Source organism: Pectobacterium fontis (assembly GCF_000803215.1).
GTDB lineage: Bacteria > Pseudomonadota > Gammaproteobacteria > Enterobacterales > Enterobacteriaceae > Pectobacterium > Pectobacterium fontis.
On record NZ_JSXC01000018.1, the window covers coordinates 22,505 to 48,184 of the forward strand.

General features: G+C 51.8%; 20 protein-coding genes. 16 read left to right on the forward strand and 4 right to left on the reverse strand.

Translation table 11 applies throughout. The features are described from left to right. Window position 1: 1 nt before the first annotated feature. Genes thrA through thrC form a run of 3 tightly spaced genes read left to right on the forward strand, consistent with a single transcriptional unit; the run spans window position 2 to window position 4,686 of the window. A complete protein-coding gene (gene thrA / locus OI69_RS06350) occupies window positions 2-2,461 on the forward strand; it encodes a bifunctional aspartate kinase/homoserine dehydrogenase I (RefSeq protein ID WP_039347573.1) in 2,460 nt (819 codons plus the stop codon). Window positions 2,462-2,463: 2 nt separating this feature from the next. After that, complete coding sequence (thrB, locus tag OI69_RS06355; RefSeq protein ID WP_039347576.1) at window positions 2,464-3,393, forward strand: homoserine kinase; 930 nt, start codon at window positions 2,464-2,466, stop codon at window positions 3,391-3,393. A gap of 3 nt (window positions 3,394-3,396) precedes the next feature. Next, complete coding sequence (thrC, locus tag OI69_RS06360) at window positions 3,397-4,686, forward strand: threonine synthase (protein ID WP_039347581.1); 1,290 nt, start codon at window positions 3,397-3,399, stop codon at window positions 4,684-4,686. A 384-nt stretch (window positions 4,687-5,070) separates the two neighbouring features. Here the strand turns inward: thrC and yaaA are convergent, their stop codons facing one another. Beyond that, window positions 5,071-5,844 (reverse strand): peroxide stress protein YaaA, encoded by a 774-nt coding sequence (gene yaaA, locus OI69_RS06365; RefSeq protein ID WP_039347584.1) that lies wholly within the window; start codon window positions 5,842-5,844, stop codon window positions 5,071-5,073. A 301-nt stretch (window positions 5,845-6,145) separates the two neighbouring features. On the opposite strand from yaaA, the gene tal reads away from it, so the two are divergent. Beyond that, entirely contained in the window at window positions 6,146-7,099 is a 954-nt protein-coding gene (tal, locus tag OI69_RS06370) for a transaldolase (RefSeq protein ID WP_010300491.1), read from the forward strand. A gap of 67 nt (window positions 7,100-7,166) precedes the next feature. Here the strand turns inward: tal and OI69_RS06375 are convergent, their stop codons facing one another. Next, window positions 7,167-8,255, reverse strand: coding sequence for a GGDEF domain-containing protein (locus tag OI69_RS06375; protein WP_039347586.1), 1,089 nt, complete (start codon window positions 8,253-8,255; stop codon window positions 7,167-7,169). Window positions 8,256-8,622: 367 nt separating this feature from the next. Between OI69_RS06375 and mog the strand changes: the two genes are divergently transcribed. Then, a complete protein-coding gene (gene mog, locus OI69_RS06380; RefSeq protein WP_039347588.1) occupies window positions 8,623-9,210 on the forward strand; it encodes a molybdopterin adenylyltransferase in 588 nt (195 codons plus the stop codon). A 123-nt stretch (window positions 9,211-9,333) separates the two neighbouring features. Then, the gene (locus tag OI69_RS06385) at window positions 9,334-10,671 is read left to right on the forward strand and encodes an MFS transporter (RefSeq protein ID WP_039347590.1); all 1,338 of its coding nucleotides are present in this window, start codon (window positions 9,334-9,336) and stop codon (window positions 10,669-10,671) included. A 95-nt stretch (window positions 10,672-10,766) separates the two neighbouring features. Here the strand turns inward: OI69_RS06385 and satP are convergent, their stop codons facing one another. Beyond that, window positions 10,767-11,342 (reverse strand): acetate uptake transporter, encoded by a 576-nt coding sequence (gene satP, locus OI69_RS06390; RefSeq protein ID WP_015841790.1) that lies wholly within the window; start codon window positions 11,340-11,342, stop codon window positions 10,767-10,769. Between the two features lie 481 nt (window positions 11,343-11,823). Between satP and dnaK the strand changes: the two genes are divergently transcribed. The 3 genes from dnaK to nhaA all read left to right on the forward strand — a co-directional run bounded on the left by dnaK (window position 11,824) and on the right by nhaA (window position 16,361). After that, the gene (gene dnaK / locus OI69_RS06395) at window positions 11,824-13,731 is read left to right on the forward strand and encodes a molecular chaperone DnaK (protein ID WP_039347594.1); all 1,908 of its coding nucleotides are present in this window, start codon (window positions 11,824-11,826) and stop codon (window positions 13,729-13,731) included. A gap of 108 nt (window positions 13,732-13,839) precedes the next feature. Beyond that, window positions 13,840-14,973: a molecular chaperone DnaJ gene (dnaJ, locus tag OI69_RS06400; protein ID WP_039347597.1), complete on the forward strand. Its 1,134-nt coding sequence runs from the start codon at window positions 13,840-13,842 to the stop codon at window positions 14,971-14,973. A gap of 203 nt (window positions 14,974-15,176) precedes the next feature. Next, a complete protein-coding gene (gene nhaA, locus OI69_RS06405; protein ID WP_039347600.1) occupies window positions 15,177-16,361 on the forward strand; it encodes a Na+/H+ antiporter NhaA in 1,185 nt (394 codons plus the stop codon). A 164-nt stretch (window positions 16,362-16,525) separates the two neighbouring features. Here the strand turns inward: nhaA and rpsT are convergent, their stop codons facing one another. Then, a complete protein-coding gene (gene rpsT / locus OI69_RS06410) occupies window positions 16,526-16,789 on the reverse strand; it encodes a 30S ribosomal protein S20 (RefSeq protein WP_039347603.1) in 264 nt (87 codons plus the stop codon). A gap of 426 nt (window positions 16,790-17,215) precedes the next feature. Here rpsT and ribF point away from each other — a divergent pair, with 426 nt between their 5' ends. From ribF to carA, 7 genes are all read left to right on the forward strand, one after another. Then, entirely contained in the window at window positions 17,216-18,157 is a 942-nt protein-coding gene (gene ribF / locus OI69_RS06415) for a bifunctional riboflavin kinase/FAD synthetase (RefSeq protein WP_039347606.1), read from the forward strand. A gap of 31 nt (window positions 18,158-18,188) precedes the next feature. Beyond that, complete coding sequence (gene ileS, locus OI69_RS06420; protein ID WP_039347609.1) at window positions 18,189-21,002, forward strand: isoleucine--tRNA ligase; 2,814 nt, start codon at window positions 18,189-18,191, stop codon at window positions 21,000-21,002. Then, window positions 20,999-21,514: a signal peptidase II gene (lspA, locus tag OI69_RS06425; RefSeq protein WP_154715524.1), complete on the forward strand. Its 516-nt coding sequence runs from the start codon at window positions 20,999-21,001 to the stop codon at window positions 21,512-21,514. The genes ileS and lspA overlap by 4 nt, the downstream gene beginning before the upstream one ends. Further along, window positions 21,514-21,987, forward strand: a complete 474-nt coding sequence (gene fkpB, locus OI69_RS06430) for an FKBP-type peptidyl-prolyl cis-trans isomerase (RefSeq protein WP_039347614.1) — start codon at window positions 21,514-21,516, stop codon at window positions 21,985-21,987. The genes lspA and fkpB overlap by 1 nt, the downstream gene beginning before the upstream one ends. Continuing rightward, window positions 21,968-22,918, forward strand: a complete 951-nt coding sequence (gene ispH, locus OI69_RS06435; RefSeq protein WP_039347618.1) for a 4-hydroxy-3-methylbut-2-enyl diphosphate reductase — start codon at window positions 21,968-21,970, stop codon at window positions 22,916-22,918. Before fkpB ends, ispH begins: the two co-directional genes overlap by 20 nt. Before the next feature lie 337 nt (window positions 22,919-23,255). Further along, on the forward strand, window positions 23,256-24,077 hold the full coding sequence (dapB, locus tag OI69_RS06440) for a 4-hydroxy-tetrahydrodipicolinate reductase (RefSeq protein ID WP_039347621.1): 822 nt from the start codon (window positions 23,256-23,258) through the stop codon (window positions 24,075-24,077). Between the two features lie 445 nt (window positions 24,078-24,522). Then, window positions 24,523-25,671: a glutamine-hydrolyzing carbamoyl-phosphate synthase small subunit gene (gene carA / locus OI69_RS06445; RefSeq protein ID WP_039347834.1), complete on the forward strand. Its 1,149-nt coding sequence runs from the start codon at window positions 24,523-24,525 to the stop codon at window positions 25,669-25,671. Window positions 25,672-25,680: the final 9 nt, after the last annotated feature.

A 25,680-nucleotide genomic window follows, 5' to 3' on the forward strand; every position in this document is an offset into this window, starting at 1 on the left:
AATGCGAGTGTTGAAATTTGGCGGGACTTCAGTAGCGAATGCGGAGCGTTTTACACGCGTTGCCGACATTATCGAAAACAACGCGCGTCAGGGACAGGTGGCCGCTGTATTGTCTGCACCAGCGAAGATTACCAACCATCTGGTTGCTATGATCGAGAAAACCGTCGCCGGACAAGATATTCTGCCGAATTTGAACGATGCCGAAACTATTTTCTCCTCTCTCTTACAAGGGCTGGCCGAGTCTCAACCCGGTTTTGATCATGCTCGCCTGAAAGCGTTTGTGGATCAAGAATTCGCCCAACTGAAACATGTTCTGCATGGCATCGCGCTGCTGGGACAATGCCCGGATAGCGTGAACGCCGCAATCATTTGCCGAGGAGAAAAGCTGTCTATCGCCATCATGGAAGCCGTTTTTCAGGCGCGTGGTTATGGTGTATCGGTCATCAATCCGGTCGAGAAATTGCTGGCGCAAGGGCATTATCTCGAATCCACCGTGGATATCACGGAATCGACTCGCCGCATTGCGGAAAGCGCCATCCCGAAAGCCCATGTGATCCTGATGGCGGGCTTCACGGCGGGTAACGACAAAGGCGAACTGGTGGTACTGGGGCGCAACGGTTCCGACTATTCCGCCGCGGTACTGGCTGCCTGTTTACGTGCGGATTGTTGTGAAATCTGGACTGACGTTGACGGCGTGTATACCTGCGATCCGCGTCAGGTGCCCGATGCCCGATTATTGAAATCAATGTCCTATCAGGAGGCGATGGAACTGTCCTATTTCGGTGCCAAAGTCCTCCACCCTCGTACCATCGCTCCCATCGCCCAGTTCCAGATTCCCTGCCTTATCAAAAACACCGAAAATCCTCAGGCTCCCGGCACGCTCATCGGCATGGATAGCTCTGATACGCAGTATCCGGTGAAAGGCATCACCAACCTGAACAATATGGCGATGATCAACGTCTCCGGCCCCGGTATGAAAGGCATGGTCGGCATGGCGGCGCGCGTGTTTGCGGCGATGTCGCGTGCAGGTATCTCGGTGGTGCTGATCACGCAATCCTCTTCTGAATACAGCATCAGCTTCTGCGTCTCGCAAAATGAGCTGGCGCGTGCGAGAAAAACGCTGGAAGACGAATTCTATCTGGAACTGAAAGAAGGCGTGCTGGAGCCGCTGGATGTGATGGAACGTCTGGCGATTCTCTCTGTGGTGGGTGACGGTATGCGCACGCTGCGCGGCCTGTCTGCGCGTCTGTTCTCGGCGTTGGCGACGGCCAATATCAATATCGTGGCGATTGCGCAAGGCTCATCCGAGCGTTCCATTTCCGTCGTGGTGAACAACGATGTCGCGACGACCGGGGTGCGCGTCGCGCACCAGATGTTGTTTAATACCGATCAGGTGATCGACGTGTTTGTGATCGGTGTCGGTGGGGTGGGCGGCGCGTTACTGGAGCAGATCCACCGTCAACAGCCGTGGCTGAAAGACAAGCATATCGATCTGCGCGTGTGTGGGATTGCCAACTCTAAAGCCATGCTGACCAATATTAACGGCGTTTCGATGGACAACTGGCGCGAAGAACTGGCGAAAGCCCGCGAGCCGTTCAATCTGGGCCGTTTGATTCGTCTGGTTAAAGAGTACCACCTGCTGAATCCGGTCATCGTTGACTGTACCTCGAACCAGGCGGTGGCCGATCAGTATGTGGATTTCCTCGCCGACGGTTTCCATGTCGTGACGCCAAACAAGAAAGCCAACACCGGGTCGATGAACTACTATCACCAACTGCGTAGCGCCGCAGCGAAGTCCCGCCGTCGTTTCCTGTATGACACCAACGTCGGCGCAGGCCTGCCGGTGATTGAAAACCTGCAAAACTTGCTGAATGCGGGTGATGAACTGATTCGTTTTACCGGTATTCTTTCTGGCTCGCTGTCCTTTATTTTCGGTAAACTCGATGAAGGCATGTCGCTGTCGGAAGCGACCACGCAGGCGAAAGAGAAAGGCTACACCGAACCCGATCCGCGTGACGATCTGTCCGGTATGGATGTGGCGCGTAAGCTGCTGATTCTGGCGCGTGAAGCGGGTTATCAGTTGGAGTTGGGTGATATTGAGGTGGAATCCGTTCTGCCTGCCAGCTTTGATGCTTCCGGCGATGTCGCCAGCTTCATGCAACGCCTGCCGACGGTAGACGATGAGTTTGCCAGCCGTGTTGCACAAGCGCGCGATGAAGGTAAAGTGTTGCGCTATGTCGGCGTGATTGAAGACGGTCGCTGTAAGGTCAAGATCAGTGCCGTTGGCGGCAACGATCCGTTGTTTAAAGTCAAAGATGGCGAGAATGCGCTGGCATTCTACAGCCGTTATTATCAGCCACTGCCGCTGGTGTTGCGCGGTTATGGTGCGGGTAACGATGTTACCGCTGCTGGTGTGTTCGCAGATCTGCTGCGCACCTTGTCATGGAAGTTGGGAGCATAATTATGGTTAAGGTGTATGCACCTGCATCAATCGGTAACGTCAGCGTCGGGTTTGATGTGCTGGGTGCGGCCGTTTCGCCGGTAGACGGTTCACTGCTGGGAGATTGCGTTTCTGTTGAGGCCGCCGATCTGTTCAGCCTGCGTAATGAAGGGCGTTTTGTCAGCAAGCTGCCGGACAACCCGAAAGAAAACATTGTGTATCAATGTTGGGAACGCTTCTGTCAGGAAATTGGCAAAACCGTCCCCGTGGCGATGACGCTTGAAAAGAATATGCCGATTGGTTCAGGGCTAGGTTCCAGCGCCTGTTCTGTCGTCGCCGGGTTAATGGCGATGAACGAATTTTGCGGCAAACCGTTGGATGATACCCGTCTGCTTACGCTAATGGGTGAACTGGAAGGACGCATTTCCGGCAGCGTTCACTACGATAACGTGGCCCCTTGCTTCCTCGGTGGCGTCCAACTGATGCTGGAAGAAAACGGTATTATCAGCCAGCCTGTGCCGTCGTTTGATGACTGGCTGTGGGTCATGGCGTATCCGGGGATTAAAGTCTCCACCGCCGAAGCGCGTGCGATTCTGCCTGCCCAGTATCGTCGTCAGGATTGCATTAGCCACGGTCGCTATCTGGCTGGTTTTATCCACGCTTGCCATACCGGGCAAGCCGCGCTGGCGGCGAAACTGATGAAAGATGTCATCGCGGAGCCTTATCGTACTAAACTGCTGCCTGGCTTTGCCGCTGCGCGTCAGGCGGCGGAAGATATTGGGGCGCTAGCCTGCGGTATTTCCGGCTCCGGTCCAACGTTATTCTCTGTCTGTAACGACATGGCGAGCGCACAGCGTATGGCTGACTGGCTACGGGATAACTATTTACAGAATGATGAAGGTTTTGTTCATATTTGCCGTCTTGATACGACTGGCGCACGACAACTGGGATAATGCATGAAACTGTACAACCTTAAAGATCATAACGAGCAGGTCAGTTTTGCTCAGGCTATCAAGCAAGGGCTGGGTAGCCAGCAAGGGCTATTCTTCCCGCTGGAGCTGCCAGAATTTGAGCGCACTGAAATTGATGCGCTATTGGATCTGGATTTTGTCACCCGTAGCAGCCGCATTCTGTCTGCGTATATCGGCGATGAGATCGCGGCCGAAACCGTGTTCGAGCGTGTAAAAGCCGCGTTCGCGTTCCCGGCGCCGGTTGCACCTGTCGCAGAAGATATCGCTGCGCTGGAATTGTTCCACGGCCCGACGCTGGCCTTTAAAGACTTCGGCGGCCGCTTTATGGCGCAAATGCTGACGGAAGTCTCCGGCGACGAAAAAATTACCATTCTGACGGCGACGTCTGGCGACACGGGTGCGGCGGTAGCGCATGCGTTCTACGGTCTGGAAAATGTCCGTGTCGTGATCCTGTATCCGCAAGGCAAGATCAGCCCGTTGCAGGAAAAACTGTTCTGTACGCTGGGTGGTAACATTCATACCATCGCCATTGACAGTGATTTTGATGCCTGTCAGGCGTTGGTGAAAAAGGCATTCGATGATGAGGAACTGAAAAAGGCGATTGGCCTGAACTCAGCGAACTCCATCAATATCAGCCGTCTGCTGGCGCAAATTTGCTATTATTTTGAAGCGGTTGCACAGCTTCCGCAGGAAGCGCGCAACCAACTGGTAGTGTCTGTGCCGAGCGGTAACTTCGGCGATCTGACCGCAGGTTTGTTGGCTAAATCGCTGGGACTGCCGATTAAACGTTTCATTGCGGCGACCAACGCCAATGACACCGTGCCGCGTTTCCTGAGCAGCGGAAATTGGGAACCGAATAGAACGGTGGCAACGTTATCTAACGCGATGGACGTCAGCCAGCCGAACAACTGGCCGCGTGTGGAAGAGCTGTTCCGTCGTAAAAACTGGCAGTTGAAAACGCTGGGGTTCGGCGCGGTGAGCGATGAGACCACGAAAGCGACCATGCATGAGCTGGATGCCTTAGGCTATGTCTCTGAGCCGCATGCGGCGATTGCCTATCGTCTGCTGCGCGATCAGTTGCAAGCGGGTGAGTTCGGCCTGTTCCTGGGTACGGCGCATCCGGCGAAATTCAAAGAAAGCGTAGAAGCTATTCTGGGCAAAGAATTGGATCTGCCAGAAGCCTTGGCCGAGCGTGCCGATCTGGATCTGCTGTCGCACAACTTCCCGGATGATTTCGCGAAGCTGCGTGAGTTCCTGATGGCTCTGCCGAAATAAGGTTGCTGTAGGGCTTTTTAGTCGTAGTGTGTATGCGGATTGAGGGGGCGTTTCGTGCGCGATAGCGCTGCTATTTTCATGCTATTTCATAGCACGCGCCCGACACGAGGCGGCTCAAACGCCGCTCGCCCCGTGACCCCAGGCTTTCGGCGCAAATTATGCCGCTGACGCGGTGCCATCGGCGGTCATGACCACTATTCGAGCCGCCAGTGACGCGTTCCCGACGCGACACTGGCTTTCGCGGCCTCCATGCCGCTCACTCGGTGTTCATTCCCACCTCTGCATAATTCTTTACGCCGGATAACGGCAAAATCCGCGATACCTTTCTTTACTTGTGTATAAGCAATCGCCTTGAAAAGGGGCTCGGATATTCGTAAAAATAAATTACTGCTCGTGGCGCTTGAACACCAGTTCATCGGCCGAAGAGTCTGTCGCTTCGAAGAAGTAACCGTCCAGATTAAATGCTTTCAACTGTTCCGGTTGCGTCAGGCGGTTTTGAATAATGAAACGACTCATCAGGCCACGCGCTTTCTTGGCGTAGAAGCTGATCACTTTGAATTTACCGTTTTTCTCATCCAAAAAGACGGGCTTGATCAGGCGGGCATTGAGCTTTTTCGGTTTAACGGCTTTGAAATACTCGTCCGATGCCAGATTAATCAGTACCTCATCCCCTTGATCGCGCAGCGCCTGATTCAGTTTTTCAGTGATGGTGTCGCCCCAGAAATGGTAGAGGTCTTTACCGGCTTTATTTTCCAGTTTGGTGCCCATCTCCAGCCGATAGGGCCGCATCAAATCCAGTGGGCGCAACACGCCATACAAACCTGACAGCATACGCAAGTGCTGCTGTGCGAAATCGAAATCCTCCTCGCTGAAATCTTCTGCCGCTAATCCGGTATAAACGTCGCCCTTAAACGCCAGCAGCGCCTGACGCGCATTTTCTGGCGTGAAGTCTGGGTGCCATTCGCTAAACCGACCCGCGTTTAGATCTGCCAGTTTATCGCTGATGCTCATCAGAGAGGCGATCTGCGCTGGCGTCAGTTTTTTACATACGTCAATCAACTGGCTGGAATAGTCCAGAAGTTCTGGCTGGGTATAACGCGTCGTTGCCAAAGGACTGGTGTAGTCGAGCGTTTTTGCAGGTGAAATCGTAATAAGCATATGCCATGTCCTGTCGGTCTGATTTCAGATGGCCCTACTATAGCAAGAACACCGTAAGAAAACGGCGATAGCTATAATACGTCCCGTCTTTTAGGTTTGAGGACGCTGGAAAAGCATAATGTTAATCTGCAATCGTTGTTGCAGACACGAGTAGGAAAAGGCTGGCTTGCGCGGGAAAACGCGCGTGTTATTATCAGATTTCGGCGCAAAACAGATAGCCACCCGATTAGATAACCAGTCGATTCATATACGAGCTATTTTCATTCACAAGCACCACGTATAAACAACGAGACATGCCAACATGACGGATAAATTGACTTCCCTACGCCAACTGACCACGGTTGTAGCTGATACCGGCGATATTGCGGCAATGAAACTGTACCAACCGCAAGATGCGACCACCAACCCTTCACTGATTCTGAACGCGGCGCAAATTCCTGAATACCGCAAGCTGATCGACGAGGCGATTGCCTGGGCGCGTGAGCAGAGCAGCGATCGCAAACAGCAGGTCGTGGATGCCACGGATAAACTGGCGGTTAATATCGGTCTCGAAATTTTAAAATTGATCCCAGGCCGCATCTCCACAGAAGTGGATGCGCGTTTGTCTTATGACACTGAAGCGAGTGTGGCGAAGGCCAAACATCTGATCAAATTGTACAACGACGCAGGCATCAGCAACGAGCGTATCCTGATTAAACTGGCTTCAACCTGGCAGGGCATCCGCGCGGCGGAGCAACTGGAAAAAGAAGGCATCAACTGTAACCTGACGCTGCTGTTCTCCTTTGCGCAGGCGCGTGCCTGTGCGGAAGCGGGCGTGTTCCTGATTTCCCCGTTCGTTGGCCGTATCCTTGACTGGTACAAAGCCAATGGCGATAAGAAAGAATTCGCACCGCATGAAGATCCAGGCGTGGTTTCCGTTAGCGAAATCTACGACTACTACAAAGAGCACGGCTATGAAACCGTCGTGATGGGTGCGAGCTTCCGTAACGTCGGTGAGATTCTGGAACTGGCTGGCTGTGACCGTCTGACGATCGCGCCAGCCCTGCTGAAAGAGCTGTCAGAAAGCGAAGGTGAAGTGGTTCGCAAGCTGTCTTACGTCGGTGACGTGAAAGTTCGTCCGGCGAAAATGACGGAAGCCGAGTTCTACTGGCAGCACAATCAGGACCCCATGGCGATTGACAAACTTGCCGACGGGATCCGTAAGTTTGCTATCGACCAGGAAAAACTGGAAAAGATGATCGCAGATTTACTGTAAACATTCTGTCGATACCATAGCCGGATCGTTTTCCGGCTATGGTTATCTGTGTCTGGGGGAAGGATGCCTATTTCGCTGTCGCGTTACGGGTTTTCTTTGCGACATAAAGATTATCATCGGCCCGCTTCATGACCTCGCTGAGATCTTCCCCTGAGATGTGATATTCCACCAGTCCGATACTCACCGTTAGCCTGATTTTCCCCGCAGCGGTTTCACAAGGGGTGTCGCTCAAGCGCTCTCTTGCTTTATCCACGATGGTGTATGCATCGCCGATTCCGGTATTCGGGAATACGATGGCAAATTCATCACCGCCAATACGGCCAAACAAATCTTCGCGGCGAAATGATTTTTTGAAGATGTCGGCAACAAATTTCAGTGCCTCATCACCGACGCTGTGACCAAAGCTATCATTCACCTGTTTAAAGTGGTCGATATCGATGAGAATGACGCTGACAGGCCGCCTGGTCAGGTTAGCTATACTAAAGGCTTTATTCGCGGCCAGAAAGAACGCATCTCGCCGTAAATAACCGGTGAGGTCGTCGAAGCGCGCGATGATGGGTAATTCCACCAAATATTTTTTCGTCAGCAGCGAGAGTAAAATACCTGAGATGGCACACAGTAGCACAATGCTCAGGATGGAGATGGCATCGCTGAATGATGACAAACTATCAAAGAGTGAAGGATGGGTTGTCTCGGAAGTCGTTCTAATACGAATTCCTAATAAGTCATCAGTAGGAGAGAGAATAGGGAAAATGATCGTGATAGTGCCTTTTCCTGCAAATTCTCCAATAGAGGGGAGTTTATTCTGGCAAAGGCGAATGATATTCATATCATTAAATGTGAGATCGGATGAGGATAATCGATTAATACATTCATGATGGGTATCGCGTGTATTAAATACCCATGTCCTCACGCGAGTTGATACATAGCTGCCCGTTTCTCGTGTGATATCGTTCTCTGTGACTTCTCCCCCTGCACCATAAGATTCATACGTCTTAATGGTGGTATCGAGGTTATGTCGTTCTGCTTGCCAGATGTTCTTATCTGACTCGTGCATAGTGGTGATGGTAGCAATAAAGGAAACAGCCCCGAACAGAAAAAAGACGTATGTCGGGTGAGCAAAAAATTTTAGAATAGTGTATTTAAGGTCGTTCATGGTGACTTCCTTTATAGGGCTTTTTTACTTATTCTGATGCTAAAGAAGTGCTTTGATTTTATCATATTATTCGATTTAACGTGTGCTCTGTCGCGACAGATATCCTTTAATCTATCAACTTATTTCGTACGTTCTTAATGGGTAAGCGATCTTTTTTATGAGTCGACTAGCCTTAAATTTTAATTGCGTAGCGGTGTTGGTGATTTTTTGGCTTTTTTGAGACGATATTTAATAATTATTATCAAAATCAATACCCCTATGGCGTTAAATAACGGATGCAGTGTGAATCTCCTCATACGAGCTAATTGTTTGTTAAACGCGTTCAATGTCCTGATAAAATTAGTGTTTTATGTAGACTGAGGTGCTTATGAACGTATTGCGTATTGGATTGGTCTCCGTATCTGACCGCGCGTCTAACGGAGTTTATCAGGATAAAGGCATCCCAGAGCTGGAATCCTGGCTCCTTACCGCATTGACCACGCCTTTTGAAGTGGAAACTCGACTGGTGCCGGATGAACAGCCAATGATTGAACAAACCCTGTGTGAGCTGGTGGATGAACGCGGTTGTCATCTGGTGCTGACAACCGGGGGAACGGGGCCGGCACGTCGTGATGTTACGCCGGATGCTACGCTGGCCGTTGCCGATCGAGAAATGCCGGGGTTTGGCGAGCAAATGCGGCAGATCAGCCTGCGCTTTGTTCCTACCGCAATCCTCTCTCGTCAGGTCGGCGTGCTGCGTAAACAGGCGCTGATTCTCAACTTACCTGGGCAGCCCAAGTCGATTAAGGAAACGCTAGAGGGTTTAAAAGATGCCGATGGTAAGGTGATTGTGGCCGGTATTTTTGCCAGCGTACCGTATTGTATCCAACTGCTGGAAGGCCCTTACATCGAAACCAATGCGGCGGTGGTAGCAGCTTTTCGCCCTAAAAATGCCGTACGCAAAATAAAAGACTGAAGTTAGCCGATTTGAAACATAAGATTCAGCTTTGCTGGTGTATAAAAATTTTGCCGATATAGTAATTTATACTTTACACACTGCGGTGAGGTTTTTTCTCACTCTGGCAATGCACGGTAACTTATGACTCAGAATCAACAGGCCCAGCCGCGTCGGTTAAATCGGCAGGACTACAAAACGCTGTCTCTGGCGGCGCTGGGCGGCGCGTTAGAGTTTTACGATTTTATTATTTTTGTCTTCTTTGCCGCCGTGATTGGCGATCTCTTCTTCCCACCGGATATTCCCGAATGGCTGCGGCAGGTGCAGACGTTCGGCATTTTCGCCGCAGGCTATCTGGCTCGCCCGCTTGGCGGCATCATCATGGCGCACTTTGGTGATAAAAGCGGGCGTAAGAAAATGTTCAGCCTGAGCATATTGCTGATGGCGTTGCCGACGCTGGCAATGGGCTTGCTACCGACCTATGAAACTATTGGTATTGCCGCACCGCTTTTACTGCTGTTAATGCGTGTGCTGCAAGGTGCCGCAATCGGTGGGGAAGTCCCCGGTGCGTGGGTCTTTGTTGCTGAACATGTGCCTCGTGCACGTATTGGCTTTGCCTGCGGTACGCTGACGGCTGGATTAACGATGGGGATTCTGCTGGGGTCATTGATTGCAACATTGTTGAATACGGTGCTGACGCCAGAACAGATGTCGGGCGGCGGCTGGCGTCTGCCATTCTTCATTGGTGGGGTATTCGGCCTTGTCGCCATGTATTTACGCCGCTGGTTGCAGGAAACGCCGATTTTTATGGAAATGCAGGCACAGAAAAAGCTGGCGGCAGAGCTACCGCTAAAATCGGTTGTTCTGAATCATAAACGTGCGGTGGTTGTATCAATGCTGCTGACCTGGCTGCTGTCTGCGTGCATCGTCGTTGTTATCCTGATGGCCCCGACCTACCTGCAAAAAGTCCACGGTATTCCCGCCGCGCTGGCATTACAGGCGAACTGTCTGGCAACGATTGCGTTGATGGTGGGATGTGTCGGTGCCGGGTTGTTGGTGGATCGCTTTGGTGCCAGCAAGTTGTTTATTATCGGCAGCCTGTTGTTGGCCGCATGCAGTGGGTTCTTTTACAGCTCAGCAGCAAGCAGTACGACGCTACTGTTTGTCAGCTATGCGATTGCCGGACTCAGCGTGGGCGTGGTGGGATGCGTGCCTTATGTTATGGTGCGGGCGTTTCCGGCGGCAGTGCGGTTCTCGGGGATTTCGTTTTCCTACAACGTTTCCTATGCCATTTTCGGCGGGCTGACGCCTGTCTTTGTCACATTAATCATGAAAGCAACGCCGCTGGCGCCAGCATTCTATGTGCTGACACTGGCCGCTGTAGGGTTGCTGTTAGGTGTTTATTTGCAACGCGATCTGGATGCTGATTCGCGTACTGCAATCGATAGCGACGCTCATCATCGTTCGACCGTAGAAGTTTAAGTCCCGCCATAAAAAAACGCGCCCTGCCAAATTGACAGGGCGCGCTAGCCTGTAACGTCACGATTGCTGACAGATCGCGCCTATCGCATCAGAACTTAGTGGGACGCGCCACATGAACCGATTGGCAGGACGCTGCGGCCAAACTTCTCGTTCAGCACTTCAGCCATTGCCAGATAAATGGCGCTTGCACCACAGATGATGCCTTCGTAACCCGCAAAGGTCAGCAGCGCGTGGTTGCCGGTAAAGTTACCCACAGCCAGCAGAGCAAACAGCACGGTCAGGCTGCCAAACACAAATTGCAGGGCGCGGTTGGTGCCGAAGGTGCCGAAGAACATAAACAGCGTGAAGATGCCCCACAGGCCAAGGAAAACGCCAAGGAACTGGGCATCGCTGGCTTCCGCCAGACCCATTTTCGGCAGCATCAGAATAGCAACCAGCGTCAGCCAGAAAGCGCCATAAGACGTAAACGCGGTCACGCCAAACGTATTGCCTTTTTTATATTCCAGCAGGCCAGCCAGAATCTGGGCAATACCGCCGTAGAAAATACCCATGCTAAGAATGATGGAAGACAGCGGGAAAAAGCCTGCGTTGTGCAGGTTCAACAGAATAGTGGTCATCCCGAAGCCCATCAGTCCTAATGGACCAGGATTTGCCAACGTGTTCGTGCTCATAAATCCTCTGCAATAACAGATTATTAATAGTCCCTTCGCGTCGGCTGCGGCATTCAGGTTAGTGAATGCGCCAATCACGTTGGGATAGGTGTCGTTTGGGTGTTATTGCCCGCCATTGTGTAGGGAAATGTTCCCATTTCTGCGGCGAGCGCGGCATCATATCGGGCGTTTGGAGTCGACACAACATGGACAAGGCAGAATAGTTTGATCGTAAGAGGGATAAAGGCCATTTTTTTTCATCTTCCCCCCTTGATGAAAGAAATGTTGGCCCCATCTTATTTGCAACCGAAACCGTTTGACCTGCCGCAAAGGCGTGTGTCGGGCCGTGACATCGGTGGTGAGCATGAAAATAAATGTGTGCTGCTGATGAAAACGAGGGGGTGTCGTTGTAAGACGAGAAATCTTGTTGAAAAACGACATTTCGCCCGCACAGTAGGTTTAACCACCATACCGAATATGACTTTTTAGTGGAGATGTTTAGATGGGTAAGATTATTGGTATCGACCTGGGTACAACCAACTCTTGTGTCGCGATTATTGACGGTACTCAGGTAAAAGTACTGGAAAATAGCGAAGGCGATCGCACCACGCCTTCAATCATTGCTTATACGCAAGATGGTGAAACTCTGGTTGGCCAACCGGCTAAACGTCAGGCAGTGACCAACCCGAAAAATACCCTGTTTGCTATTAAGCGTCTGATTGGCCGTCGTTTTAAAGACGAAGAAGTGCAGCGCGATGCCAACATCATGCCGTACAAAATTATCGCGGCAGATAATGGTGATGCCTGGCTGGAAGTGAAAGATCAGAAAATGGCTCCGCCGCAGATTTCAGCCGAAGTGCTGAAAAAAATGAAGAAAACGGCAGAAGACTATTTGGGTGAGACGATCTCCGAAGCGGTTATCACTGTACCGGCTTACTTCAACGATGCGCAGCGTCAGGCAACCAAAGATGCTGGTCGTATCGCGGGTCTGGAAGTTAAACGTATCATCAACGAACCAACCGCGGCAGCGCTGGCATACGGTCTGGACAAAGAAGTGGGCAACCGCACTATCGCGGTCTACGATCTGGGCGGCGGTACGTTCGATATTTCCATCATCGAAATCGATGAAGTGGATGGCGAAAAAACCTTTGAAGTTCTGGCGACCAACGGTGACACCCACCTGGGTGGCGAAGACTTCGATAGCCGCATGATCAACTATCTGGTTGATGAATTTAAGAAAGAGCAAGGTTTCGACCTGCGCAACGATCCGCTGGCTATGCAGCGTCTGAAAGAAGCCGCAGAAAAAGCCAAGATCGAGCTGTCTTCTGCACAGCAGACCGACGTTAACCTGCCATACATCACGGCAGATGCGACCGGTCCTAAGCACCTGAACATCAAAGTGACCCGTGCGAAACTGGAATCACTGGTAGAAGAGCTGGTTAACCGTTCTCTGGAACCGCTGAAAGTGGCTCTACAGGATGCTGGCCTGTCCGTTTCTGAAATTCAGGACGTGATTCTGGTGGGTGGTCAGACGCGTATGCCTCTGGTGCAGAAGAAAGTTGCTGACTTCTTCGGTAAAGAGCCACGTAAAGACGTGAACCCGGACGAAGCGGTTGCTATCGGTGCGGCAGTGCAGGGTGGTGTGTTGTCTGGTGACGTGAAAGACGTTCTGCTGCTGGACGTCACTCCGCTGTCTCTGGGTATCGAAACCATGGGCGGTGTGATGACGGCGCTGATCGCTAAAAACACCACGATCCCGACGAAACACAGTCAGGTGTTCTCAACGGCGGAAGATAACCAGTCTGCGGTAACGATTCACGTTCTACAGGGTGAGCGTAAGCGTTCGCACGACAACAAATCGCTGGGTCAGTTTAATCTGGATGGGATTCAGGCTGCACCGCGCGGTATGCCGCAGATCGAAGTCACTTTCGATATCGATGCCGACGGTATCCTGCACGTTTCCGCGAAAGACAAAAACAGCGGTCGCGAGCAGAAAATCACCATTAAGGCATCTTCTGGTCTGAACGAAGAAGAAATTCAGAAAATGGTACGTGATGCAGAAGCGAACGCTGAATCTGACCGTAAATTTGAAGAGCTGGTTCAGGCTCGTAACCAGGGCGATCACCTGCTGCACAGCACGCGTAAGCAACTGGAAGAAGTGGGCGATAAGCTGGCTGCTGATGATAAAACTGCCATTGAAGACGCACTGAAAGCGCTGGAAAGCGCGCTGAAAGGCGAAGACAAAGCAGAAATCGAAGCGAAAATTCAGGCGCTGGTTCAGGTGTCCGGCAAGCTGCTGGAAGCGTCTCAGCCACAGCCAGGTGCTGAAGGTGCCGCAGATGATGCCTCTGCTCGTCGCGATGACGATGTCGTTGATGCTGAGTTTGAAGAAGTAAAAGATAAAAAGTAATCGCCCTTGAGCGGGCGCAGTAGCAGCCACAAGGCTATTGCTGGCAATCAGCACGGGCGTCGAGGAAACTCTGCGCCCGTGCACGCATGTTGAGGGGCAGGAAAAGAAATGGCGAAGCAAGATTATTACGAAACTCTGGGCGTTGCTAAAAGTGCAGATGAGCGCGAAATAAAGAAAGCGTACAAGCGTCTGGCGATGAAGTACCACCCGGATCGTAATCAGGGTGATAGCGAGGCAGAAGCCAAGTTCAAAGAGATCAAAGAAGCCTACGAGATCCTTACCGACGCGCAAAAACGTGCCGCTTACGACCAGTACGGTCACGCGGCGTTTGAGCAAGGTGGTATGGGCGGAGGCGGCGGCTTTGGCGGCGGCGGTGCCGATTTTGGTGATATTTTTGGCGACGTGTTCGGTGACATTTTTGGCGGCGGTCGCCGTCAGCGCGCGAGCCGTGGATCCGATTTACGCTACAACATGGAGTTGACGCTAGAAGAAGCAGTACGTGGCGTCACCAAAGAGATCCGTATTCCCGCACTGGAAGAGTGTGATGTGTGCCACGGCAACGGCGCGAAGCCGGGGAGTTCGCCAGTCACTTGTCCAACCTGTCATGGTAACGGTCAGGTGCAGATGCGTCAGGGCTTCTTTACCGTACAGCAGGCATGTCCACACTGTCATGGTCGCGGCAAGATCATTAAAGATCCGTGCGTCAAATGTCACGGTCATGGGCGCGTAGAGAAGAGCAAAACGCTGTCGGTGAAAATTCCGGCGGGCGTGGACTCGGGTGACCGTATCCGCTTGTCTGGTGAAGGTGAAGCGGGTGAGCACGGCGCACCGTCAGGTGATTTGTACGTTCAGGTGCAGGTTAAAGCGCACCCAATCTTCCAGCGTGAAGAGAATAATCTGTACTGCGAAGTACCGATCAACTTTGCGATGGCAGCATTAGGCGGCGAGATTGAAGTTCCGACGCTGGATGGCCGCGTGAAGCTGAAAGTGCCTGCGGAAACGCAAACCGGGAAACTGTTCCGTATGCGTGGCAAAGGTGTGAAATCAGTACGCGGCGGGGCGCAGGGCGACCTGCTGTGCCGTGTAGTGGTTGAAACGCCGGTGAATCTGAACGAGCGTCAAAGACAGCTACTGCAAGAACTCGACGAGAGCTTCGGTGGCCCGTCTGGTGAAAGAAACAGCCCGCGTTCGAAAAGCTTCTTCGATGGTGTGAAGAAATTTTTTGACGATTTGACCCGTTAATGGCTTACCGTTAACGCGTAATAAAAGACCGGCGGGGTCAAACCTGCCGGTTTTTTTATGCGTTCTCAATGCAATAGATCGATGTTTTCGCGCATTAAGCCAATTTTAATCTGCTTTTAACGAGTGATTAGATTGCGTAATCTTGCCAGCAAGAAAAGCAAGCGAACGGTATTGTCGTTCGTGTCTGATGAGAGATTAAGTCAATGATAACAATGATTCGCCGTTTTATCGGACTGGATGCGGCTGCGGGTGTCGTGTTAATGCTGGCAACGGTGTTGGCACTCGCACTTGCCAATTGTTCGGTTACTGCTGTGGGCTATCAGCAGTTCCTGATGATGCCCGTGGAAATGCGGTTTGGCGCACTGGAAATTAATAAGAACCTGCTGTTGTGGATTAACGATGGTCTGATGGCGATTTTCTTCCTGCTGATTGGCCTGGAAGTGAAACGCGAATTAGTGCAAGGCACGCTGGCCAGCCGTCAGCAGGCGATGCTGCCACTGGCGGCGGCGGTAGGAGGAATGATTTTTCCTGCCTTGCTGTTTTTGCTTTTCAACGCGAATGATGAGGTGACGCGTGTTGGTTGGGCTATTCCCACTGCGACAGATATCGCGTTTGCTGTTGGGGTGTTGACGTTACTGGGCAAGCGCGTTCCCGCAGGGCTGAAAGTCTTCCTGCTGGCGTTGGCGATTATCGACGATCTGGGAGCCATTCTGATTATTGCCCTGTTTTATACACAACAGATTTTTTGGCCTGCGCTGGGCGGCGCGGCGCTGGCGATTGCCGTGTTGGCCTATATGAATAGACAGCAGGTCAGGAAAACCTCGGCCTATTTGCTGGTGGGGATCGTCCTGTGGGTTTGCATCCTGAAATGTGGCGTTCATGCGACGCTGGCTGGGGTGATCGTCGGATTTTTTATTCCTTTGCGGGCAGCCGATAGGGAACCTTCTCCGGCAACCACGCTGGAGCATGGTTTGCAAACGTGGGTTACGTTTCTGATTATCCCGCTATTTGCCTTCGCTAACGCGGGGATTGTGCTACAGGGAGTTGTGTTGGAAAAACTGCTTTCACCTCTGACCCTTGGTATTGCCACTGGGCTAGTGATAGGTAAGCCGCTGGGCGTGACCTTATTCAGTTGGCTAACCATACGGTTAGGCTACGCGCGTCTGCCCGCTGGCGTGCGCTTTAACCAGATCGCGGCGGTGTCGGTGTTGTGCGGTATCGGCTTTACTATGTCGATATTTATTACGTTACTGGCATTTTCTGGTGGCGATGTAGAATTGATTACCTATGCCAAGCTGGGGATCTTGCTGGCGTCAGGGCTGTCTGCGCTACTTGGCTATCTGGCACTACGCGGAGTGTTGTCGTCGCAGAACAAATCGGCTCGGTAGTTGGCTTATGCGGCGTACAGGGTGTATGCCATGCCGATTTCTCAGTACGTTTCTGTGAGAACGTGGTTGGGGAACGGGGGAAGTTGAGCATTTTTGGTGATATGACGAACGTAAAAAAACCGGCCTGAGCCGGTTTTTCTTAGCAACAACACGCAGACGCGCGATTATTGCATGGCGTTGATGCGCGCAACCAGATTGGATTTATGACGTGCAGCTTTGTTTTTGTGGATCAAGCCTTTACCAGCTTGACGATCCACGATTGGTTGCATGTCGCTAAATGCTTTCTGTGCCGCTTCTTTATCGCCAGTCGCGATCGCCGCGTATACTTTCTTGATGAAAGTACGCATCATTGAGCGACGGCTTGCGTTATGCTTACGGCGCTTCTCAGATTGTACGGCGCGTTTCTTAGCTGATTTGATATTAGCCAAGGTCCAACTCCCAAATATATTCAATCGAGGACAATTCAAAGGCCGTGGAATATGCCCGTTTGGCCTTCGTTTGTCAATGGATTTGTGCAAATAAGCGTCGTTTGTACGTCGACACTTGTTACGTTGTGATGGCGCAGGATTTTAGCAGCTTCACGCAGTGGAATACAGCCTTTCGCATCATAAATTCATTCTGAATTTGATAAAACCTTGTCTGCTCTCTGTAAAGTCAGGTTGTATAAGGTGAGCCACTATCCAGATATTCTGTGGATGGGCAGAATTCGTCGATGATTCAGCTAAAAAATGTGCAAATATTGGTACGATTTACAAGGTGGCGGTAAAAGGAGCGAATCGCGGGTTAACCTTACTCGCTGTACAAGGTATAATCCGCCGATTTCCATAATATTAACCCTTTGTTCTGGGCCAGCCATGCAGCTAATTCGCGGTATACACAATCTTCGGGCACACCATTATGGCTGTGTGCTCACTATTGGTAATTTTGATGGCGTGCACCTTGGACACCAAATGCTGCTTGAACGACTGAAGCAGGAAGGGCGCGATCGTGGTCTGCCAGTGATGGTGATGATTTTTGAACCACAGCCGCTGGAATTGTTCGCGGCGGAAAAAGCGCCCGCACGTCTGACGCGTCTGCGTGACAAAGTAAAATATCTGGCGCAGGCTGGCGTGGACTACCTACTGTGCGTCCGGTTCGATGCGTGTTTTGCTGCGAATGATGCCGAGACATTTGTTTCTTCCCTGTTGGTGAAGAAACTGGGCGTGAAGTTTCTGGTGGTGGGGGATGACTTCCGTTTCGGGGCTGGTCGTCAGGGGGATTTCCTGTTATTACAGAAAGCTGGGCGTGAAGCGGGGTTTGATGTCATCAGCACTGATTCGTTCTGTGATGGCGGCAAACGGGTCAGCAGCACGGCGGTGCGTGAAGCGCTCCGCCGTGATGAACTCGAACGAGCGGAAAGTCTGCTGGGTCATCCTTACTGCATTTCTGGTCGTGTAGAGCATGGCAAAGAATTGGGGCGAACCATTGGGTTCCCTACCGCCAACCTGCCGCTGAAACGTCAGGTTTCCCCCGTAAGCGGCGTCTATGCCGTTAGCGTTTATGGGCTGGGACAAGAGCCGCTGCCAGGCGTTGCCAATATTGGCACGCGTCCGACGGTAAATGGCGATAAACGCCAGCAGCTTGAAGTGCATTTACTGGATGTGGCGATGAATATCTATGGTCGTCATATTGAAGTCGTACTGCGTAAAAAGATCCGTAATGAACAGCGTTTTGCTTCGCTCGATGCGTTAAAACAGCAAATCGCCGATGATGTGGTGGCAGCCCGGACGTTCTTCGGGTTAAAGACACCGGTTTAATTTTTCTAGCCGAAACGAAATCGAGAATCTAATGAGTGATTATAAGACTACCCTGAACTTGCCGGAAACAGGGTTCCCGATGCGTGGCGATTTGGCCAAGCGCGAACCTGACATGCTGAAACGTTGGTATGAGCAGGATCTGTACGGGATTATTCGCAATGCGAAGAAGGGAAAGAAAACTTTCATTCTGCACGACGGCCCTCCGTATGCGAACGGCAGTATTCATATTGGTCACTCAGTTAACAAGATTCTGAAAGATATTATCGTTAAATCGAAAGGCCTCTCTGGCTATGACTCTCCTTATGTGCCGGGGTGGGACTGCCACGGTCTGCCGATTGAGCTGAAAGTAGAGCAGTTGATTGGTAAGCCGGGTGAGAAAGTCAGTGCGGCAGAATTCCGCGCAGCGTGCCGTAAATACGCGGCCGAGCAGGTTGCTGGGCAGAAGGCTGATTTTATTCGTCTTGGCGTACTGGGCGACTGGGATCGTCCTTACCTGACGATGGATTTCAAAACCGAAGCGAACATCATTCGTGCGCTGGGTCGCATCATTGAAAACGGCCACCTGCACAAGGGCGCGAAGCCGGTTCACTGGTGTGCCGACTGCGGTTCCGCGCTGGCGGAAGCGGAAGTCGAATACTATGACAAAATCTCCCCGTCCATTGATGTGACCTTTAACGCCAGCGATGCAGCGGCGGTCTTGGCGAAATTCGGCGTGAGCAGCGTAGACGGCCCCGTTTCGCTGGTGATCTGGACGACGACGCCGTGGACGCTGCCGGCCAACCGTGCGATTTCATTGAACGCGGCGTTCGATTATCAACTGGTACAGATTGACGGTCAGGCGCTGATTCTGGCAGCCGATCTGGTTGAAAGTGTGATGAAACGCATCGGTGTGACTCAGTGGATTGTACTGAGCGACTGTAAAGGCGTGGATCTTGAACTGTTGCGTTTCAAACACCCGTTCCTGAACTTTGACGTGCCAGCTATTCTGGGCGAGCACGTAACGCTGGATGCGGGTACGGGCGCGGTACATACCGCTGGTGGTCACGGTCCTGACGACTATGTGATCAGCCAGAAATACAACCTGGAAATCGCCAACCCGGTGGGGCCGAACGGCTGCTACCTGAGCGGCACCTATCCTGAACTGGATGGCAAATTCGTTTTCAAAGCCAACGATCTGATCGTTGAGATTCTGCGTGAAAAAGGCATGTTGCTGCACGTAGAGAAATTGCAGCACAGCTATCCGTGCTGCTGGCGTCATAAATCGCCGATCATTTTCCGCGCCACGCCGCAGTGGTTTGTCAGCATGGATCAGAAAGGCCTGCGCAAGCAGTCGCTGTCTGAAATCAAAGGCGTACAGTGGATCCCGGATTGGGGTCAGGCGCGTATCGAAGCGATGGTTGCTAACCGTCCTGACTGGTGTATCTCTCGTCAGCGTACCTGGGGCGTGCCGATGTCGCTGTTCGTTCACAAAGAGACAGAAGAGCTGCACCCGCGCACCGCTGAGCTGATTGAGGCTGTGGCGAAACGTGTTGAAGCCGACGGCATTCAGGCGTGGTGGGATCTCGATCCGGCTGATGTGTTGGGCGTGGATGCAGATAACTACGTCAAAGTGCCGGACACGCTGGACGTGTGGTTCGATTCGGGATCGACGCACGCCTCTGTCGTCGATGTGCGTCCTGAATTTGGCGGTCACGCAGCGGATATGTATCTGGAAGGTTCCGACCAGCATCGCGGCTGGTTCATGTCTTCACTGATGATCTCCACCGCGATCAAAGGCAAAGCGCCTTACCGTCAGGTGCTGACTCACGGTTTCACCGTTGATGGTCAGGGCCGCAAGATGTCCAAATCGATCGGGAATACCGTCAGCCCGCAAGATGTGATGAACAAGCTGGGTGCCGACATTCTGCGCCTGTGGATCGGTTCAACGGATTACTCCGGTGAAATCGCCGTATCCGATGAGATCCTGAAGCGCTCTGCCGATGCCTATCGCCGTATTCGCAATACCGCACGTTTCCTGTTGGCGAACCTGAACGGATTCGATCCCCAGAAAGACAGCGTGAAGCCGGAAGAGATGGTTGTGCTGGATCGCTGGGCGGTTGGCTGCGCGAAAGCGGCGCAGGAAGAGATCCTCGAAGCGTATGAAAGCTACGATTTCCACCGTGTCGTACAACGTCTGATGCAGTTCTGCTCGATCGAGATGGGCTCCTTCTATCTGGATATCATTAAAGATCGTCAGTACACGGCAAAAAGCGACAGCGTTGCACGCCGTAGCTGCCAGACTGCGCTATACCATATCTCAGAAGCGCTGGTGCGCTGGATGGCACCGATCATGTCCTTCACTGCGGATGAGATCTGGAGCTACCTACCGGGCGAGCGTGCGCAGTACGTCTTTACTGAAGAGTGGTATGGCGGCTTGTTCGCACTGGATACGGCGGAAACTATGAACGATGCGTTCTGGGCTGATATGCTGAAAGTGCGTAGCGAAGTGAACAAAGTCATCGAACAGGCGCGTAATGACAAGCGCATCGGTGGTTCGCTGGAGGCCTCTGTCACGCTGTATGCCGATGAGAATCTGGCAGGCAAATTGAATCAGCTTCATCAGGAACTCCACTTTGCCCTGTTGACCTCCAAAGCGCGGGTGGAACGTTATGAGAATGCGCCGGATAGCGCGCAGGCGACGGAACTCACCGGCCTGAAAATTGCCTTAAGTGAGGCAGAAGGGCACAAATGTCCACGCTGCTGGCATTATGAGACGGATATCGGTAGCAATGCCGAGCATCCTGAAGTTTGTGGTCGCTGTGCGACCAACGTGGGCGGCAATGGCGAAGAGCGTAAATTTGTCTGATGAATAAGATCTGTTCGAGTGGACTGCGCTGGCTTTGGCTGGCGCTACTGGTTTTAGTTGTCGATCTTGGCAGCAAGCAGTGGATTCTTACCCACTTTGCGCTGGGGGACACGGTGCCTGTGATGCCTTCTCTGAATCTGCATTATGCCCGTAACTACGGCGCAGCATTCAGCTTTTTGGCGGATAAAGGTGGCTGGCAACGTTGGTTCTTTGCCGGTATCGCGATTGCGATTGTGGTTGCGCTGCTGGTGATGATGTACCGTGGCAGCGGCAAACACAGGCTCAATAACATTGCGTATTCGCTGATTATCGGTGGCGCATTGGGCAACCTGTTTGACCGGACATGGCACGGATTTGTCGTCGATTTTATCGATTTCTATGTCGGTGACTGGCATTTCGCTACCTTTAACCTCGCCGACACCGCCATCTGCATTGGTGCGGCGCTCATCGTACTGGAAGGGTTTTTCAGCACGCATGATGATACTGATACCGTTAAGCAAAAGGGTCACTGATGTCCGAGAGTGTTCAGCATAACAGCGCGCTGTTGGTGCATTTTATCCTGACGCTGGAGGATGGTTCTACGGCCGAATCCACGCGTGAGCGCGGTAAGCCAGCGCTGTTTCGTCTTGGCGACGGCAGCTTGTCTGACGGGCTGGAACAACATCTGTTGGGGTTGAAGCGGGGTGATAAACGCAAATTTACGCTGTCGCCGGAGTCGGCCTTTGGGCCGACCAACCCGAACCTGATCCAGTTCTTCTTGCGTCGTGATTTCGCCCAGACCGGTGTGCCGGATGTAGGCACTATCATGTTGTTCAGCGGTGTTGCTGGAAACGATATGCCGGGCATTATCCGTGATGTGACCGAAGAGTCCGTGACGGTCGATTTTAATCATCCTTTGTCCGGTCAGGCGATTACCTTCGATCTCGAGGTGCTGGATATCGATCCCGTACAACAGGAGGTGACACATGCAGATCCTGCTGGCTAATCCACGCGGCTTTTGTGCCGGTGTCGATCGTGCTATCAGCATTGTGGAACGTGCACTGGAGCTGTTTGGCACGCCGATCTACGTTCGTCATGAAGTGGTACATAATCGCTATGTCGTCAATGGATTACGTGAACGTGGCGCGATTTTTATTGAGCAGATCGAAGACGTGCCGGATGGGGCGATTTTGATTTTCTCGGCGCATGGTGTTTCGCAAGCGGTACGTAATGAAGCCAAAAGCCGTGACCTGACGGTCTTCGATGCGACCTGTCCGTTGGTCACTAAAGTGCATATGGAAGTGGCCAGAGCCAGTAAGAAAGGCGTGGAAGCGATTCTTATCGGACATGCCGGACACCCTGAAGTGGAAGGGACGATGGGGCAATACAGCAATGCGGATGGCGGCATGTATCTGGTCGAGTCACCGGAAGATGTCTGGCAGCTACAGGTAAAAGACGAAAGTAATTTGTGTTTTATGACACAGACTACGCTTTCTGTTGATGATACCTATGCGGTGATTGATGCGTTGCGCGAGCGTTTTCCCCAAATCGTTGGCCCGCGTAAAGATGATATCTGTTATGCCACGACCAATCGTCAGGAAGCGGTGCGTCATTTGTCGGATAAGGCAGATGTCGTGTTTGTCGTGGGTTCTAAAAACTCCTCAAACTCCAACCGCCTTGCTGAATTGGCGCAGCGAGCGGGGAAATCAGCTTATCTGATTGATTCTGCGGAAGATATACAGGAGTCATGGGTCAATGGTGCTTCGCATGTTGGGGTAACCGCAGGCGCATCTGCACCGGATATTCTGGTACAACAGGTGATTCAGCGCCTGAAAGAATTGGGCGGCAAGGTTGCGGTTGAAATGCAGGGACGTGAAGAAAACATCGTCTTTGAAGTGCCGAAAGAGCTGCGTGTTGACGTCAAACAGGTCGATTAGTTGATTCATGCGGTAGGGTTTCGGCCTTACCGCTGTTATTCCCTTCCGTTTTCCTTTGCTGTTATTCATTCATCAAAATGTTAATGCATAAAAATGAATTTTTATGCGTTATGCCATGTGGTTTATTTTTGACCTTTTCCGCATGTCTTCAAACACTTTGCCTATTATTACTGCTCTGATGCAGGATCCTGATACCGATAGCGAGACAGTTTTGCTGATTTTCTGCGGTTTCAAACAGTATTTTCTAATCTGGCGGTAAATCCGCTGGCGATAGTGCGCAGCGCCCGTTAACCTGATGTTATTTTTATGTCGTCAGAAGCAAAAAGAGAGAGACATTATGAAGGATTTATCCATCCGTATTGCGGTTGTCGGTGCAGGCGGCCGTATGGGACGCCAGTTGATTCAGGCTATCGAGCAAATGGACGGCGTGGTATTGGGCGCGGCGCTGGAGCGTTCTGGGTCGTCTCTGATCGGCAGCGATGCAGGTGAACTGGCCGGGCTGGGTAAAAACGGCATTACCGTGCAGGAAAGTTTGGATGCCGTGCAGGATGATTTCGATATTTTGATCGACTTCACTCGCCCGGAAGGCACATTAGCGCATCTGGCATTTTGCCGTCAGCACCGTAAGGGCATGATTATTGGGACTACCGGCTTTGATGACGCAGGAAAGGCGGCGATTAAACAGGCAACACAGGATATCGGCATTGTGTTTGCGGCGAACTTCAGCGTTGGCGTCAATGTCATGCTGAAGCTGCTGGAAAAAGCCGCCAAGGTCATGGGCGACTATACGGATATCGAAATCATTGAAGCACACCACCGCCACAAAGTGGATGCGCCGTCTGGCACTGCGTTGGCGATGGGCGAAGCGATTGCCGATGCGCTGGGGCGCGATCTGAAGTCCTGTGCCGTGTATGCCCGTGAAGGTCATACGGGTGAACGCGATCCGAAAAGCATTGGTTTTGCTACTGTGCGGGCTGGTGATATCGTTGGTGAACATACGGCGATGTTTGCTGACATTGGCGAACGCGTTGAGATTACCCATAAGGCATCCAGCCGCATGACATTTGCTAATGGTGCAGTAAGAGCCGCCATCTGGATTAGTTCGAAAGAAAATGGACTTTTTGATATGAGAGATGTGCTTTCTCTGGATGTTTTGTAGTTTTTTAATTCTTTTATAAAAAATTATCTTACTGATAAAGGTGGTTATTTTAATGATCACCTTTTCTTTTTCTACCTACATGTCATTTTTATTTCATTGTTCTCATTTATCTATCTTTCATTCGCTTTTATCCGGGTGGTTATCCTTCTTTACTCTTAAAATGCCCTCTGCTGGTGATTTGTTATCCTTATTTTAACGATGTTGTCTCGCAACCGTTTACTTGCCTAAGTTGATGTGGTTTTTTACGTCAGTGGGCGGCTATTTATTTCGTAAAGCATAAAAATAAGAGAAAAAAAGCAGTTTGGGTAGACAATCAGGAAGACCATCATTAAAATGCGCCCAATTTGCCAAAAATTGGCCTTACAGGTAGTTTTTGCATTGATTTAGTGGCTCGAATCTGAATTAATATGCAAATAACGTGATTGTTTATTCCTTGGAGGGTGTTTTGATTAAGTCAGCGCTATTGGTTCTGGAAGACGGAACCCAATTCCACGGTCGGGCCATTGGGGCAGAAGGGTCGGCAGTGGGGGAAGTGGTCTTCAATACGTCGATGACCGGTTATCAAGAAATCCTTACTGATCCTTCCTATTCTCGCCAGATTGTCACCCTCACTTATCCCCATATCGGTAATGTTGGCGCTAATGCCAACGATGAAGAATCTCCCTCTGTACAGGCTCAAGGTCTGGTTATTCGCGATTTACCTCTGATTGCCAGCAACTACCGTAGTGAAGAAAGCCTGTCTGAATATCTCAAACGCAACAACATCGTTGCCATTGCCGACATTGATACCCGTAAACTGACCCGTCTGCTGCGTGAAAAAGGCGCACAGAATGGCTGCATTATCGCGGGCGATGCGCCGGATGCTGCCGTCGCGCTGGAGAAAGCGAAAGCCTTCCCCGGCCTGAAAGGGATGGATCTGGCCAAAGAAGTGACAACGGCGGAAAGCTACAGTTGGTTACAGGGAAGCTGGACGCTGGAAGGCGAATTGCCTGCGGCGAAAAACGAAAGCGAGCTGCCTTACCACGTTGTGGCTTATGACTACGGGGTGAAACGCAACATTTTGCGTATGCTGGTAGATCGCGGTTGCCGCCTGACGGTGGTTCCGGCACAGACACCGGCAGAAGACGTGCTGAAGCTGAATCCAGACGGTATTTTCCTCTCTAACGGCCCGGGCGACCCGGAACCGTGCGACTACGCGATTCGGGCGATTAAAACTTTCCTGGAAACCGATATTCCGGTATTCGGCATCTGTCTGGGACACCAACTGCTGGCGCTGGCGAGCGGTGCGAAGACGATCAAGATGAAGCTGGGCCACCACGGTGGCAACCATCCGGTCAAAGATCTGGATAACAACTGCGTGATGATCACCGCACAGAACCACGGCTTTGCGGTGGATGAAGATAACTTGCCTAACACGCTGCGCGTCACGCATAAATCCCTGTTTGACCACACGGTTCAGGGAATTCACCGCACGGATAAGCCTGCGTTCAGCTTTCAGGGGCACCCAGAGGCAAGCCCTGGCCCGCATGATGCCGCGCCGCTGTTCGACCACTTTATTGATTTGATTCAGACTTACCGTTCTTCGGCTAAATAATCAGGAGCG